Annotated in this window: 13 protein-coding genes (1 of these 13 only partly in view); 7 read left to right on the forward strand and 6 right to left on the reverse strand. The window is 45.8% G+C overall.

From position 1 onward, the window contains the following. On the forward strand, positions 1-1623 hold the 3' portion of the coding sequence (locus tag CI959_RS08320; RefSeq protein ID WP_011967031.1) for an inorganic phosphate transporter. It extends 633 nt beyond the left edge of the window; only the last 1623 of its 2256 coding nucleotides appear in the window; its start codon lies off the left edge, out of view; the stop codon is at positions 1621-1623. Between the two features lie 56 nt (positions 1624-1679). On the opposite strand, the gene CI959_RS08325 is transcribed toward CI959_RS08320, so the two are convergent. Continuing rightward, positions 1680-2552, reverse strand: a complete 873-nt coding sequence (locus CI959_RS08325; protein ID WP_005863981.1) for a hypothetical protein — start codon at positions 2550-2552, stop codon at positions 1680-1682. A gap of 196 nt (positions 2553-2748) precedes the next feature. Between CI959_RS08325 and CI959_RS08330 the strand changes: the two genes are divergently transcribed. From CI959_RS08330 to phnW, 3 genes are read left to right on the forward strand one after another with little or no spacing between them, the layout of a single operon-like run. Then, entirely contained in the window at positions 2749-4092 is a 1344-nt protein-coding gene (locus CI959_RS08330) for a DUF5690 family protein (protein ID WP_034527989.1), read from the forward strand. A gap of 34 nt (positions 4093-4126) precedes the next feature. Then, positions 4127-4915: a phosphonoacetaldehyde hydrolase gene (gene phnX / locus CI959_RS08335; protein WP_057317530.1), complete on the forward strand. Its 789-nt coding sequence runs from the start codon at positions 4127-4129 to the stop codon at positions 4913-4915. A gap of 31 nt (positions 4916-4946) precedes the next feature. Next, positions 4947-6032, forward strand: a complete 1086-nt coding sequence (gene phnW / locus CI959_RS08340; protein ID WP_036618811.1) for a 2-aminoethylphosphonate--pyruvate transaminase — start codon at positions 4947-4949, stop codon at positions 6030-6032. Here the strand turns inward: phnW and CI959_RS08345 are convergent. From CI959_RS08345 to dapB, 4 genes are read right to left on the reverse strand one after another with little or no spacing between them, the layout of a single operon-like run. After that, positions 6016-6645 (reverse strand): WbqC family protein, encoded by a 630-nt coding sequence (locus CI959_RS08345; RefSeq protein ID WP_008774292.1) that lies wholly within the window; start codon positions 6643-6645, stop codon positions 6016-6018. The two genes, phnW and CI959_RS08345, sit on opposite strands and share 17 nt — an antisense overlap. A 2-nt stretch (positions 6646-6647) precedes the next feature. Continuing rightward, on the reverse strand, positions 6648-7508 hold the full coding sequence (gene lepB / locus CI959_RS08350; protein WP_008774293.1) for a signal peptidase I: 861 nt from the start codon (positions 7506-7508) through the stop codon (positions 6648-6650). A gap of 19 nt (positions 7509-7527) precedes the next feature. Beyond that, positions 7528-8925, reverse strand: coding sequence for a S26 family signal peptidase (locus CI959_RS08355; RefSeq protein ID WP_005863994.1), 1398 nt, complete (start codon positions 8923-8925; stop codon positions 7528-7530). Positions 8926-8941: 16 nt separating this feature from the next. After that, complete coding sequence (gene dapB / locus CI959_RS08360; RefSeq protein WP_005860661.1) at positions 8942-9658, reverse strand: 4-hydroxy-tetrahydrodipicolinate reductase; 717 nt, start codon at positions 9656-9658, stop codon at positions 8942-8944. A 76-nt stretch (positions 9659-9734) separates the two neighbouring features. On the opposite strand from dapB, the gene CI959_RS08365 reads away from it, so the two are divergent. Then, complete coding sequence (locus tag CI959_RS08365) at positions 9735-11015, forward strand: DUF2851 family protein (protein WP_057317531.1); 1281 nt, start codon at positions 9735-9737, stop codon at positions 11013-11015. 331 nt (positions 11016-11346) lie between these two features. Here CI959_RS08365 and CI959_RS08375 read toward each other — a convergent pair whose 3' ends face one another. Then, entirely contained in the window at positions 11347-11592 is a 246-nt protein-coding gene (locus tag CI959_RS08375; RefSeq protein WP_005860665.1) for a hypothetical protein, read from the reverse strand. A 737-nt stretch (positions 11593-12329) separates the two neighbouring features. On the opposite strand from CI959_RS08375, the gene CI959_RS08380 reads away from it, so the two are divergent. Both CI959_RS08380 and CI959_RS08385 read left to right on the forward strand, forming a co-directional pair. Continuing rightward, positions 12330-12944, forward strand: a complete 615-nt coding sequence (locus CI959_RS08380) for a hypothetical protein (RefSeq protein WP_095231472.1) — start codon at positions 12330-12332, stop codon at positions 12942-12944. 80 nt (positions 12945-13024) lie between these two features. After that, on the forward strand, positions 13025-14977 hold the full coding sequence (locus CI959_RS08385) for a hypothetical protein (RefSeq protein WP_057317533.1): 1953 nt from the start codon (positions 13025-13027) through the stop codon (positions 14975-14977). Positions 14978-15087 lie beyond the last annotated feature (110 nt).

Here is a 15087-nt window from a genome sequence, read left to right on the forward strand (position 1 = left end):
AGTTCTTTTATGACGGGTGAGTTCAAGGATATGGTGTATGCCAATACGGGGATGATCGTTTTGGGATGTATGGTATTTTTTACGATCTTGATGCAGGTATTGCATTGGTTGAAGGTGAATGTATTCAAGGTGGTCATTTTGATGGGTACGTTTGCCTTGGCGTTGGCTTTTGCCGGGAATGACTTGGTGAACTTTATCGGAGTCCCCTTGGCTGGCTATTCCTCTTATATGGACTTGATGGCGCAGGGAGGGACCACTACCACGGATACATTTTTGATGACCTCCTTGTTGGGACCGGCCCAGACACCTTGGTATTTCTTGGTGGGGTCCGGGATCGTGATGGTAATCGCCTTGGCTACCTCCAAAAAGGCTCAGAACGTGGTGAAGACTTCCTTGGATCTGTCTCGTCAATCGGATGGAGAGGAGTCTTTCGGTACATCGCCTGTCGCACGGGTATTGGTACGGAATTGCAGTAATATATCCGCTACGATATTAAGTATCGTGCCCACTCCGGTTAAGAACTGGATTGATAGCCGTTTCAACCAAAGCGAGATGATCATGGATGACAAGGCTAGCTTCGACTTGGTACGTGCCTCGGTGAACGTGGTTTTGTCCGGATTGCTGATCGCTTTGGGAACCTCCTTGAAATTGCCTTTATCTACGACGTATGTGGCTTTCATGGTCGCTATGGGTACTTCGTTGGCAGACCGTGCTTGGGGGCGTGAGAGCGCCGTATATCGCATCACAGGCGTATTGTCCGTGATAGGTGGTTGGTTCATTACGGCAGGGGCTGCTTTTACGATCTGTTTCATCGTCGCTCTTTTGATTTATTGGGGAGGTATTCCAGCTTTGGTCGCTATGATTGGTTTGGCGATCTATTCGTTGGTTCGTAGCCACTTCGCTTATAAGGCTAAATTGCGGAAAGAGGCATTGAAGGAGGAGGTGAATTCTACGGTGTCTAAACTTCGTAAGGCTACGGATACCCGTGAGGCTTTGGCCCTGTTCCGCGAGCATAGCCGTGAGGAATTACAATCCGATCTGGATTTTACGGCGGAAGTATTCGGTAAGGCGGTAAATGGATTCATGAATGAGAACCTCCGTGAGTTGCGCAAGGTCTTGACTGCCGTGGAGGAGAAGAAGATTCACTTGAAGCAAGTGAAACGTGTCGGTACGCTTGGCGTTACCCAATTGGATCACGATATCGCCGTGGAGAAGGGGCTTTATTATTATCAAGGAAATGACTTCGCCAGCGAGATCATATTCAGTATCCGTCGCTTGGCCGAGCCGCTGAAAGATCATATCGATAATAATTTCAGCCCGTTGAGTCCGGTACAGAAAGATGATTTTGGTAAGGTATCTGAACAAATCATCTCCTTCTTGAGAAATTGCGCTACTATGATCCGTAAAAACGATTATATTGGTTTTGAGGAGCTGATCGCTGAGTCGATTACCTTGATGAACCAACTTACCGCCTTGAAGAAAGGGGAGTTGAAGCGTATCCAAGGGCAGTCCGGCAGCACGAAGGTGAGCATGGTTTATTTGAACATGGTACAAGAGGCCCAAAACGTGGTCTCTTTTACGGCGAACCTTTTGAAGGTGAGTAGGAAGTTCCAGAAGGAATAATCAGTCTCTATTATATTAGGATGGTGGGAGACGGGGCATGCCCCGTCTCTACTGGTTTATAGGGTTAGCATCTTCTTTTCTTTGACTAAATCACTCTCGTCCATCCGCAGGGATGGGACTGTACACATCTTGATAAAATCTCCTGTCTGGCAAGTATAATCATAGTAGACCTGTTGTTCCGGGGTAAAATCTTCTTTATCGATCAGTCCGCTTTTCCGGCTCATGAATTCATCGATCTCCGTGCTTTCTGATTCCTTGATAAGAAGGATTCGGCGGGCGATCGGGTTACGATTATAATCCTGCCCGATGTATAATCCTCGTAATTGGCGGGGATTCTTGAAAAATGGTATTTGCAGGTATATCGTTACCATCGTGAATTGGGGCGCTTGGTTCTCGTTCAGCATGCAATGGAAATTCTGAGGATCGGGCATGATCCCGAATCCCCATTGAGCCTCTCCATAAGCGCTGATCCGCCCTACACGGACTTGATTATCCGAGGGGGAGAGTAGGAAGGGTTCCATCTTGAGGCAGTCCGAGGAGGAAGAAAGGCTGTAACTGGTATAGATTCCTTTGAAAGCCTCTATTTTAGAGGCGGAGAGCCGTGTCTCCTCCATCAATTGCTTGGCGAAAGGATTATCTTTTAGGCTATCCGGTTCGGCGAGCTCCATCTGGTCTAGGCGAAGGATCATCTCCTCTATATGGGAAAGCAAACGTTTTTTCGACACGTTATTCACTAGGGCGAGCGCCGAGTCCAGTGCTTCTTCCGGCGGGTAACTCTTGATGCCCTCGAAATAATTCGGCAATACGGTCGTATATAGGGAGGACAATATGCTGGGAGCCATATCGATCCAGTCGGCTATCTCTTTCATCTTAACCCCATTGCTTCGTAGATATTCGATCTTTCGGTAGAATTCTTGAAGATTGTTCATGTGTTTATATTCTTGATTTACCTTACAAAATAAGAGGACATATGTTGCGTTTCCGTTTCATGAATGTTACATAAATATTTCTTTATAATTTATTGATTCCTAGTTGGGTATTAATAATATACATTCATGGGTTCAGTAATATGTCTGTAACATGGCGGCTGTACTTTTGCCTTCGAAAATAAAACGACAGAAGATTATGGACACTGCGATACAGAGCAATAAAACATCCCGGAAACGGATTTCCGATCTCCTTTTCATCCTATGGGCCGGAGGGGCCGCCTTGCTTTCTTATTCCTTGGTATATATGTTGCGTAAGCCGTATACGGCTGCCGCTTTCGAGGATCTGGAGGTATTCAATATGGACTATAAGGTGGCGGTCACGATCGTGCAGATCTTGGGATACGTGGTGTCGAAGTTCATGGGAATTAAGTTGATATCGGAGTTGCGGCGGGAAGAGCGTTTGCGGTTCATCTTGATGTCCGTGGTGATGGCGGAACTTTCGTTGGTATTCTTCGGGTTGCTCTCGGCTCCTTATAATATAGCGGCGATGTTCTTGAACGGGCTTTCGCTGGGATGCATGTGGGGGATTATTTTTAGCTTTATAGAAGGACGTAGGATGACGGATGTCCTCGCTAGTTTGTTGGGCGTAAGTATGGTGATCAGTTCCGGTACAGCGAAGTCTGTCGGCTTGTACGTGATGGATATATGGCAGGTCAGCGAGTTCTGGATGCCCGCCTTGATCGGGGCGGTGGCATTGCCTTTGCTAGCCTTGTTGGGATATGCGCTGAACCGACTTCCACAGCCTACGGAGGAGGATATCGCCTTGAAGTCGGAGCGGGAGACCTTGAACGGGCGGCAGCGTTGGGAGCTTTTTAAGCATTTCATGCCTTTCTTGACGATGCTTTTCGTGGCGAATATAGCGATCGTGGTATTGCGGGATATCAAGGAGGACTTCTTGGTGAATATCATCGATATGTCCGGTTACTCGCCTTGGTTGTTCACGCAAATAGATAGCGTGGTGACCTTGACTATCTTGGCGATCTTTGGTTTGATGGTGCTCGTGAAAGATAATTTTAAGGCGCTTTCAGTCCTGTACGGTTTGATTATTACGGGCATGATGGTCATGGCGTTCGTGTCGTTCGGGCAGGAGCGGATGGGATTGAGCCCGGTGACATGGCTTTTCTTGCAGAGCCTTTGCCTGTATATGGCTTACTTAACCTTCCAGACAATTTTCTTCGATCGCTTCATCGCCTGTTTCAAGATACGGGGAAACGTCGGTTTCTTTATTGTCTTAACAGATTTTCTGGGGTACACGGGTACGATACTGGTATTGGTGCTAAAGGAATTCGTGGGTACGGGATTGGACTGGGAGGTATTTTATAACCAACTTGCCGGATATGTAGGGATCTTTTGCTGCGCCACTTTTGTCGCTTCCTTCGTATATTTGCGGCAACGCTATCGCAAGGAGACCGCTTTATGTGGCTGCGAGGAAATAGCAACTCTTGAACCTACCGAAAACAATGTCCTTACGATCGCTTAAACAAGAAAATTATTAAATACGATACATACAGAATATGAAGAAGATTTCAGGTGTCATTATGGATTGGGCCGGTACGGCCGTGGATTATGGATGCTTCGCTCCACTGAACGCTTTTCTCAAGGTATTCTCGGAAGAGAAAGGGATTGATATCACTTACCGGCAGGCCCGTGAGCCGATGGGTCTCTTGAAGATCGATCATATCAAGGCGATCTTGAGCATGCCGGAGGTGAACGAGAAGTTCCGTGCCTTGTATAAGAGGGACTGGAACAAGGGGGACGTGGATGAGATGTACGCTAGTTTCGAGAAACATTTGTTCGCTTCCTTGAAGGATTTCACCACTCCGATACCGGGAGTCTTGGAGACGATGGCGATGCTTTGCGAGCAAGGTATAAAGATCGGCTCTACGACCGGGTACACGGCGAAGATGATGGAGATTGTCCGTCCCGGAGCCGAGGCCAAAGGATATAGGGTAGATAATCTGGTGACACCGAACGAGGTCCCGGCCGGTCGCCCCGCCCCGTATATGATCTATAAGAATATGATAGATTTAGCGATTCCTTCCGTAGATCAAGTGGTGAAGGTAGGAGATACGATCGCTGATATTAAGGAGGGCGTGAACGCCAAGGTATGGAGCGTCGGTATCGTGACCGGTAGCAACGAGATGGGCGTGAGCGAGGAGGAATATAACAGCCGTCCGGCGGAAGAATGGGAATCTCTGAAGAAAGAGGTGCGTGAGCGTATGTTGGCGGCGGGGGCTCATTTCGTCTTGGATACGATCGCCGAGCTGCCCGCTTGCATCGAGAAGATTAACAACAGGAATTAAGCTTGATAACCGAATAGAATAAAACAATCATATGAGAAACTATTTATTATTGACACCGGGCCCGTTGAGTACGTCGCAGACGGTGCGTGAGGCCATGCTTCAAGATTGGTGTACGTGGGATAAGGATTATAACGAGGGTATCGTTACCCCGATCCGTAAAGGCTTGCTGGCGATAGCGGGATTGGACGGGGATGAGTACACCAGTGTCCTGCTGCAAGGTAGCGGAACGTATTGTGTGGAGGCTACGATCGGGGCCGCCGTGCGTCCGGAGGATAAATTATTGATCCTCGCTAACGGTGCTTATGGCAAACGTATGGCGCAGATCGCCGATTATTATCATATCAATTACGTACTGGTCTCTTTGCATGAGACGGAACTGGTAACCGGCGAGGTAGCCCGACGTGCCTTGGAGGAACATCCCGGTATCACGCATCTCTCAATGGTACATAGCGAGACCACGACCGGTTTGTTGAATCCGATTGAGGAGGTAGCCGAGGTGATCAAGGGCCGGGGGATTACCTTTATCGTGGATGCGATGAGCAGCTTTGGCGGTGTCCCTATCGACGTGAAAGGTTTAGGTATCGACTTCTTGGTCAGTAGCGCGAACAAATGTATTCAAGGAGTTCCCGGCTTCGGCTTTATCCTCGCCCAAAAAGATAAATTGATGGCGACGAAGGGGAATGCCCGCTCGCTTTCCTTAGATATCTATGCCCAGTGGGAAGCGATGGAGAAAGGGGGAGGCAAATGGCGTTTCACGTCTCCGACGCACGTGGTTCACGCTTTCTACCAAGCGATGAAGGAATTGAACGAGGAAGGCGGTATCACGGCTCGTTATAAGAGATATCAAGAGAATCACCAGATATTGGTGGAAGGTATGCGTGGATTGGGTTTCAAGACCTTGCTGCCCGATGATGCCCAAGGGCCTATTATCACTTCGTTCTTATATCCTTCCGCGGATTTCGATTTCACCTCGTTCTACGCACGGCTGAAGGAGAAAGGCTTCGTGATCTATCCGGGTAAGATCTCGGATGCGGATACGTTCCGTATCGGTAATATCGGAGATATCTTCCCGAAAGATATGGAAGCCTTGATACAATCGATTAAAGAGATCCGGTAATTGATGCCCGTAACGTAACGAGTCCTTCGGGGCCCATATTGAACAGCAAATCTGCTATACTCAGATTGGGGAGGAATCCGAATTTCTCCCGGAATACTTGATAATAAGGTTCCGGGCGGAAGGCGGGATCTTCCCCTTCGTGTTTCGGGCGGATCGTTTCCCGGAAATCGTTGGCTACCTCTGGCTCATAATGCTCGGTGTAGACGACTGCGGGTTGCATATCCAACAGGTCACAGACTAGACGGCGCAGTTCCTCGTTGAAGTCGAGGAGGAACTCGTATTTCTTTTCGTAGAAAGGAGCGAAGTCATCGGCATAATACTCGAAAAACGGACTCATATTGTAGGCCGATACCAAAGCGTTCCAGTGTAGGTGCCGCCAGTTTCCGTGGTCGGAGATACGGATGTCCTTGGTCTGGCATTTCAAGGTATCCGGCTTGACGATGGGGATGGATAGGGAGAGTGGGCCGTTCGCGGCGGCGATGGAACAACGGTTACGATAGGTTTGCTTCACGTAATTCTCGGCGGTCTCGATACGGACCTCCGGGTATTGGAGCATCTTACAATATTGTTGTATGGGGCCTAGATAGGCGGTCGCTATATATACAGGTCGCATGATTAATGAACGGGTTTAAAGATTCGTTGTTTGTCGGGGCTGTACCAGCAGAGCCAAGCGTTGCCGACGATATGGTCGGCCGGTATGAAACCGAGATGGCGGGAATCTACCGCCTCGTTGGTATTATCGGACAGTACCCAATAGTAGTCTTGTTGGAAAAAGAAGAAATTAGTCTCCCGCCCGTCCAGATATAACTTTCCGTCACGGAAGGAAGCTTTACCATCCGTCTCCCGCATGATGATCTCCTTGCAGGCGGTGAGCGAGGCGGCGTCCAGCGGGTAAGCCCGGTCTTTCCGGGGGACGATCAACATGTATTCTTGCATTTGTTCCCCGATAAAATGACGGTTTATGGCGTCGGGCAATTCCTCCCTCAATTGATATTCCTCGAAAGCCGTGAGGCTGAGCATACAGCCGAAACTTTCCTGCCTGAAATCCCTAAGTGGGATGTCCAACTTCTCTAACGTCTCCAAGAACGTCTCCTTGGCGCTCAGTGTTATGAAATAGGAACAGAGGGAGCGAGGAGAGCGGGGGATTTTATGCCCGTTTATCGTATATCCGTCCATGCTGACCCGGATCGTATCGCCCGGCATACCGATGCATCGGCTGATGAATAAGGGAGCATCCGCTGAATCTCGAGAGAGCGGGCTGGTAAAAAGCACGACCTTGCCCCGGACGGGCTTATTCTTCCCCGGTATTTTATTGACTAGGATATAATCCCCTTTATGCAAAGCCTCTTCCATAGAGTCCGTGGAGATGCGATAGGACTCTATGCAGAAAAGGCGTATGAGCATGACGATCCCCGCGGCTAGTGCGAAAGCTGCCAGCCATTTCATGAGAACTATCAGGAATCGTTGGATTGTCATAATACGAAGTTTTCACCTCTTAATCCGGATGCACCCAACGGAACAGGCGGTTCCAACGGATACCACCGTCGAACAGACTGCGATCCTTGTCCAAGGATAGCCAAACCAAGATCGGCTTGCCGACAATGTGATCCTCGGGTACGAAACCCCATGAGCGGCTATCCGCGCTATTATGGCGGTTATCGCCCATCATCCAGTAATAATCGTATTTAAACGTATAGGAAGTCTCGGGCTTGCCGTTGATGTAGACCTTGCCGTCCTTCACTTCCAAGGTGTTGTTCTCGTAATTCTTGATACAACGGCTGTACAACGCCAGATTACGTTCGTCCAACGGGATGGTAGCCCCTTTCTTCGGGATCCAAAGCGGCCCGAAGTTATCACGGGTCCAGCCTGTATTGTATCCGACCGGATAGGTAGGGCCGCCCAATGTCTCCGGCTCGATGATAACCTTCTTCACGGTAGGTAACTTCTCCGCTATCGCCAAGGCCTTTTTCGTGAGTGGCAGGCGATATACCGGGTTGTACTGTCCGTTCGCGTTAGGCGTAAAGCCTAGGTATGACAATAGGTTTTGGTAATAACCGCCGCTGGAGGCCAGCATACGGTCATCCTTGCTTACGTCCATCAAACGGAATTGCTCCTCTGTGATCGGGGAACCGTCTGTTTCGATGAAGTAGTTGAATTGCATATCTTTCGGGTTCTCGGCGGGTTTACCGTCTATGTACACTTGGTTGTCTATGAGTTGGAGCGTATCACCCGGCATACCGATACAACGCTTCACGTAATTCTCCCGTTTGTCGACCGGGCGGTACATTACCTCGCCGAACGTGGCCTTATCCAATAAGATACGTTCCCGTCCGTACTCCTCGACCAAGGAGTAGTAATCCGGGTTTTGCACTTTCACGGCGATCGTGTCGCCTGCGGGGAAGTTGAACACTACGATATCATTACGTTTCACGTGGCCCAAACCTTTCACCCGTTTGTAGCCCCATTCCGGCCAATCCAGATACGATTTACAGTTTAAGATAGGCAACGTATTTTGTACCAACGGGAAGGAGATCGGAGTGTTCGGAACGCGAGGGCCGTAACTTAATTTGCTGACGAACAGGTAATCTCCTACCAGCAAGGATTTCTCTAGGGAAGAACTCGGTATCTGATAGTTCTGGAAGACGAACAAATTGATGAAATAAACGGCTACCAGCGCGAATACGATATCGTCCACCCATTCCAATACGTTGCGTACCGCCGGGTTCTTAGACCGTTTCCAAGCTCCCCAAGGGATGTAGTGCGTCAAGAATATATCGACTAGGACGATTAATCCCAGCAGTAACCATAAGTTTTGCATCCAGATAGCGAACAACGTGTATAATACGGCCGCTATACTAAACTTGATCCATTGTTTTTTCGTGAACTTCTTCATCTTTTAGCTAATACGTTTAGAATTTGAATAAGTCATTCATGCCTAGGAAACCTTTCTTTCCGGCGGTAAACTCTGCCGCTATTACGGCGCCTAGCGCAAATCCAGCACGGCTCTTGGCATCATGCTTGATGCTGATCGTATCTACGTCCGACTCATACGTGATCTCGTGGATACCCGGAACCTCACCCTCACGGATAGCGTGGATCGGCAGGTCGGTCGCGCTCTCGGCGTTCTCTAAGGTCCAGCGGTCTTTACGATCGATATTTTCCAAGATTCCTTCGGCCAACGTGATAGCCGTTCCACTGGGTGCGTCCAGCTTGTGGATATGGTGGACTTCTGTCATTTTAACGTCGTAGGAGGGGAAGTTGTTCATGATTTTCGCCAGATACTTATTCATGGCGAAGAAGATATTTACGCCGATGCTGAAGTTGGAGGCGTAGAAGAAGGTTTTGCCCTCTTTCTCGCATTTCTCCTTGATCTCGCCGATACGGTCCAGCCATCCGGTAGTACCCGATACGACCGGCACGCCTACCTCGAAACATTTCATATAGTTATTGAAAGCGGTAGCCGGGGTAGTAAACTCAATCGCCGCGTCGGCGCTCTTGAACGCTTCTGAATATATATCCTCAGCGTTATTGATATCTATGATGGAAACAATTTGATGTCCTCTTTGGATGGCGATCTGCTCGATCGTTTTGCCCATTTTCCCGTAACCTATAAGTGCAATTTTCATACTTTAATTCAATTAATGTCGCAAATATACAGAAAATGAATTACATTTGAATCCAAAATCTTAACTCTGAAAGAATATGGAACGTTTATTACACTATGTTTGGAAATACAAACTCTACGCGAGTACTCCATTGACTACCACCGAGGGGCTTCCTATCGCTGTTATCGATCCCGGAATACAAAACACCGACGCCGGTCCCGACTTCTTCAACGCCAAGGTAAAAATCGACGGCACGGTATGGGCCGGAAGCGTGGATATCCACGAAAAAGCTTCCGATTGGTTGCTACATCATCATGATTCGGATAAGGCATATGACTCCGTTATCTTGCATGTAACGGGTGTGAATGACGCATCTATCTGCCGGATGAACGGTGAGCCTATTCCTCAATTGATATTACCCGTTCCGGAACCTGTCCGGAAAAATATCGATTGGTTATTGGTAAGAGAGGTGCCCGTCCCCTGTCTTGAGCGGATTCAAGATGTGGACTCCGTACATCTGGCCTCATGGATGGATGCTTTGCTCGGTGAGCGGCTGGAACGAAAGACAGAGGATATATACCGTCTGCTGGATCAGTATCAAGAGGATTGGAACGAGGTGTTCTATATCCTATTAACCCGTAGTTTCGGCTTTGGCGTGAATAGCGACGCTTTCGAGTGGTTGGCGAAAAGCCTCCCCCTGCGATATATCCAAAAGCAAAGGGCTAGCGAGTCGCAAGTAGAGGCGATGCTTTTCGGACAAGCGGGTATGCTCTCGGAAGAGGGCTCCTGCCATTACTACCGTCTGCTGAGGCGGGAATATGAGTTTCTCCGCCATAAGTTCGGCCTCAAGCCTTTGGATGACTCCTTGTTCAAAAGCCTTCGCATCCGTCCGACCAACTTCCCGCATGTGAAGTTGGCGCAACTGGCCGCTATCTGGCATCGGTACGATACGTTATTCTCGATGATCCTGTCCGCTTCTTCTCCTAAAGAGATCAAGGATTATTTCCGTATCCAACCCTCGGATTATTGGAAGAATCATTATCATTTCCAATACGCCTCGGTGGAAAAAGATAAAATGATCGGGGAGAATGCCTTGAATATCCTGTTAATAAATACGGTAGTCCCTCTGCTATTCGCTTACGGCGGTCGAAATAAACTTCCTGAGTATTGCCTGCGTGCGACCCGCCTCTTGGAGAGTATCCCGCCGGAACGCAATCATATCGTAACCGCTTTCGCTCGATCCGGTATCGAAGTCCATAACGCTGGTGATACGCAATCACTCATCCAGTTAAAACGAGAATATTGCGAGAAGCGAAAGTGTTTGTATTGCCGGATTGGGTTCAGGTTGCTGAAACGGAGTGTTAATCCTCCTCCTTGATGGGGGCATGTATGTATTTGCCGTCTTTGTGGTTGTTAGTAATATAATTATATATAAGTCTTCCTGCCGGGAGAAAAATATATACCAAGTGGTATGCTTACTGCTTTTCCTTTTAAAAAAGGTATATTGTAAATTCTGCCCGTATCTGCTGAAATAGACTTGAGCGTAGGGGGTAAGATGATAATGTGGCGCATAGGGGATCGTTTTTACGAAGTCAATGATATCATCTACGATGTTTTCTCCATGTTCTATGTATGAGACGTAATCTTTCTCAAGTAAGGTTTGGGCTAAAACATCTAAAAAATCGTAAACTTCAGGGAGTAAGGCTACTTTATTGGTTTACTTCATGGCTATGTTTTTGATTGAATAATTCTCTTAATCGTATTTTCGCTTCTTTCCGGAATGTCTCCGGGTCGAGTGCTCTTTCCCAATCCTTGTCAAATTGAGTTTGTCCGATAACTCCTAGCTGTTTCAATATAGGATTGATCATATCCCCATATTTCTTTAAGTCGATACGGACGTAGCTGTTGTTCCCTGCCGCATCTTTCTCCAATTCGATACCTGATACTTCTGACATAGTCGTTGTATTTATTTGGTTATATTCCTATTAGATGCAAAGATACTGTTTTATATAAATGCCCGCTTCATTTTTAGTGATTTATTTTACAATAAGTTCGATACGAATTGCCATTTTGTAAATGATTGATAACCAATTTCAGAAAAACACGTACATGTTTTTTGCGAAACACTATGGTGTTTTTTCGAAAACATGTACGTGTTTTCTGGAAAACAAGCTAATGTTTTTTCCTGTCTGAGTTGCGATGACATACTTTAAGAGAAAAAAATGACAATAAGGGCTTCTGTTTACTGTCTTACAAAAATTAGTTGATATGAAATCCGTGATGTGGGAATATCCGGACAATGCTTTATTTATAACATGATATGATTAAGAAAATCTCTCTTTATCTACTCAAATATCTTGGAATAGTTAAATATAAGACCTATATTTGTTGATAGGATTTAACCTATTGTTAATAAAGAAAGGACGGTGGAAGTAAACAAAAATTTTATCATGTTATTGGCATATTTATGCCTTAGTCATATACTGACGAATATTCGGGGATACGGAGTACTATATATGCTTGATATCTCTGAGGTTGGATCGGGAAGTTATCAGTTAACTGGTAAGGGCTTTGGGAGGCTATCTTTATGGAGTTATTGAAAGATAGTTTTTATATCGAATATTTATGAACGTGCAATATGGGATGGAGTATGAGTAAGAAGTATATACTGAGGAGTAAATGGTTTTTGTCTATGGCTGTTCTTTTATTATTTGCGACATCCAATGCGCAGGAGATTACAAAGGAAAAGGAACCGGCTCGGTTTGGTATTGGTATCGCCTATGGTTTTAAAGATCGGGTGAAGGAGCTAATACATCCGATAGAGCTTACGGTACGGTATAATCTTTCAGAAAAGCATTCATTTTATGTGAATGTGCCGTTGGGATGGAAAAGTTGGAGAGACGATTATGCTTCCGTAGATCCCGTCATACGGGGTTACTATACTCATAAAATGCGATTGTATGGCTTGGGTATTGGATATGATTATTCCATTGTGTCGTATAAGAACTTAGATCTGTTTGCGGGTGGAGGATTGGAATACCAAAGATTCTATTTTCGATATCAGGAGGTTCAAGAAGGAGAGCCTTACCCTTTTCTGCGAGATAGATTCAATGATTATTCTTTATATCCCAAAGTGGGATTGAGATATACGTGGCGATTTGTAGGTGTTGAGTTTGATTATAGATGCTATTTCTCCGTGAGAGGGTTGGATCATTATTCCGAACAATTCTCAGAACTTCCTCGTGAAGTGGATTATGATACACATATCGATCATGCTTTTCGATGTGGAGTGTATTTTTTGTTTTAAACCTTTAAATTGATTTATTATGAAACGAATGAAATTGTTGTTATCCGTTTTGGTATGTTTTTTTCAGTATAGTTAGTGCGATGGCACAGCATCCAGTGTTAAAACCAGACAAAGACGTACCAGAGTTCGTTACTCCAAAAATGGGATATTATTATGTATTGGATGCAGGGAGTAATATTGCCCGAGTAAATTGGACTGTCTCGGGTGGGTCTTTTTCCCTTGGTTCATCCCAAACCTCAATCCCCGGTGGGAATTTCTATGGTATAACCGTATATTGGGATAATGTGAAGTCTACAAATGGTAGTACTCCTCAAGGGAAATTAACGGCTGAAGTTTATTATAGTTCGGGAGTTAGCGGAGTGCAGTCAGCCTCTTACACTCAAAAAATAAAAAGTTTGAATGGAGTAACTCCGCCTTCTCTTACTTCAAAAACTTCTACTAATTTAGACTATGGAGTTCAGAATATAACAGTTTTGCTTGGTCAAAAATTTTATTACCCGGGACAAACAACAACTGGAGATAAAAATCTGGTTACTAAATATGAGTGGACTTTACCTGAAGGATGGAAAAGTGGTACTCAAACAGGTGTATTTACTACTTCTTCTGAATCCATCAATATTACGACAAATAATGTCGGTACAGGAACAGTCAAGGTACGTGGTGTAAATCAAGGTGCTGAATTTGATAAAAGTGGGTATTCCTCTATATCTTTCACTCGTAAATTTGGCTTTACGGCTTATCCAACTTCTGTTCCTTTTGGAAAAACTCAGACTAATACATTTACCACTCAATTAGTGAAAGGAATGACTTATGAATGGAGTACGCCCTCCGGATGGAAAATCAATAATGGAGGAAATACGAAGGAAGGGTTGGAATTGAATAGCGTAAGTATCACCTCAAGTGTGTGCCCTACAGATGGAATAGTTAAGGTCCGGTTGAAGAAAAATGGTGAAGTATCTCAATGGTATAATTGTCCTTATAAAGGAATTTCAGATCCAGCGATAACTTCTACAGCTGCTTACCAATTTGAATATAGTACGTTAGCGTTGGACGTCGCTTCTTCTTCGTTAAGCAAGGCTACATGGTCCGGAACGGGTATATATGTGGCATCAGGGCAAGGAACAGCTGCCCCTAAAGTGATATTTACGAAGTCCGGATCTGTTACGGTGCAAGCTGTTGTTAGCTTGTCGGGTTGTTCCGGTGTGCGAACTATCTCTAAGACATTTACCGTATCACCTTTCCGTTATCTGATTTCTGGAGAATCCGTGATTTGCTATAATGGTAATTATACGATTAGTAATGTAACTGTTCCTTCTGAGGTACAATTGACTTGGAGCTATACTAATGGCAAGCTAGAGATACAGGGAGGACAGAGTACGAAAACAGTATCTGTAGGGATAGCTCCGGGTAAGTTTGGAGATGAGTGGATACGCTTGACCGCTAGTTTAGGAGGACAAAGTGCTGCGGTATCTAAAGCGATTTATGCAGGATATCCAACAGTAACTAAAGTTACCGGACCTTCGAGTGTACGCCTAAATCAAGGGGGGAGTTTTATAGCGAATCCTCTTTATGATAATAGTGTTTGTGAGTATAAATGGACCGTATCACCAAGTCAGGGAGCGAGCCAATCTCCTTCTCGTAATACAAATTATATAACATTCTCGATTCCGGGCAGTTATTATATAGCGTGTCGTGCTTATACTACTCAGTGTGGGGCGGCGGGCTCTGCGGCATCAACAACTGTATCCGTGCAAAGCTCTTATATGGTTTATTCTGATGGATCCAGTAAAATTGTGGATGTCATAGAAAATCAATTAGAGAATGACGAGTCATCTATTTTGTCTGATGTGGTTGTTTCAAATCAAGTCTCTTATCAGCTATATAATCAAGCGACAGGCCTATTAGTCGCTGAGGGGAAAATGGAACGAAGCGGGGGTACGCTTGATTTTAATCAAGTGAATTCCGGCATATATATTTTAAGGATACAAGTAAGCGATGCGATTTTTGAGGTTCATAGAGTAGCGTTCAAATAATTGAGATACTTGTAGAGCCCCTATCTCTTTTATTTAATAGGAGATAGGGGCTTTTTCATTTTAAGATAGATTAATTAGCGTATATATCCTTATCGTTCACGGGATTTTTC

Origin of the sequence: Parabacteroides sp. AT13 (assembly GCF_002272965.1) — a bacterium.
Classification (GTDB): domain Bacteria; phylum Bacteroidota; class Bacteroidia; order Bacteroidales; family Tannerellaceae; genus Parabacteroides; species Parabacteroides distasonis.

What these genes read in the sequence shown, in the direction of transcription:
- CI959_RS08375 (WP_005860665.1), bottom strand. Translation starts at nt 11,592, where the DNA reads ATGTCAGAAGTATCAGGTATCGAATTGGAGAAAGATGCGGCAGGGAAC.
- CI959_RS08325 (WP_005863981.1), bottom strand. Translation starts at nt 2,552, where the DNA reads ATGAACAATCTTCAAGAATTCTACCGAAAGATCGAATATCTACGAAGC.
- CI959_RS08380 (WP_095231472.1), top strand. Translation starts at nt 12,330, where the DNA reads ATGGCTGTTCTTTTATTATTTGCGACATCCAATGCGCAGGAGATTACA.
- lepB (WP_008774293.1), bottom strand. Translation starts at nt 7,508, where the DNA reads ATGACAATCCAACGATTCCTGATAGTTCTCATGAAATGGCTGGCAGCT.
- CI959_RS08355 (WP_005863994.1), bottom strand. Translation starts at nt 8,925, where the DNA reads ATGAAGAAGTTCACGAAAAAACAATGGATCAAGTTTAGTATAGCGGCC.
- dapB (WP_005860661.1), bottom strand. Translation starts at nt 9,658, where the DNA reads ATGAAAATTGCACTTATAGGTTACGGGAAAATGGGCAAAACGATCGAG.
- phnW (WP_036618811.1), top strand. Translation starts at nt 4,947, where the DNA reads ATGAGAAACTATTTATTATTGACACCGGGCCCGTTGAGTACGTCGCAG.
- CI959_RS08365 (WP_057317531.1), top strand. Translation starts at nt 9,735, where the DNA reads ATGGAACGTTTATTACACTATGTTTGGAAATACAAACTCTACGCGAGT.
- phnX (WP_057317530.1), top strand. Translation starts at nt 4,127, where the DNA reads ATGAAGAAGATTTCAGGTGTCATTATGGATTGGGCCGGTACGGCCGTG.
- CI959_RS08385 (WP_057317533.1), top strand. Translation starts at nt 13,025, where the DNA reads ATGGCACAGCATCCAGTGTTAAAACCAGACAAAGACGTACCAGAGTTC.
- CI959_RS08330 (WP_034527989.1), top strand. Translation starts at nt 2,749, where the DNA reads ATGGACACTGCGATACAGAGCAATAAAACATCCCGGAAACGGATTTCC.
- CI959_RS08345 (WP_008774292.1), bottom strand. Translation starts at nt 6,645, where the DNA reads ATGCGACCTGTATATATAGCGACCGCCTATCTAGGCCCCATACAACAA.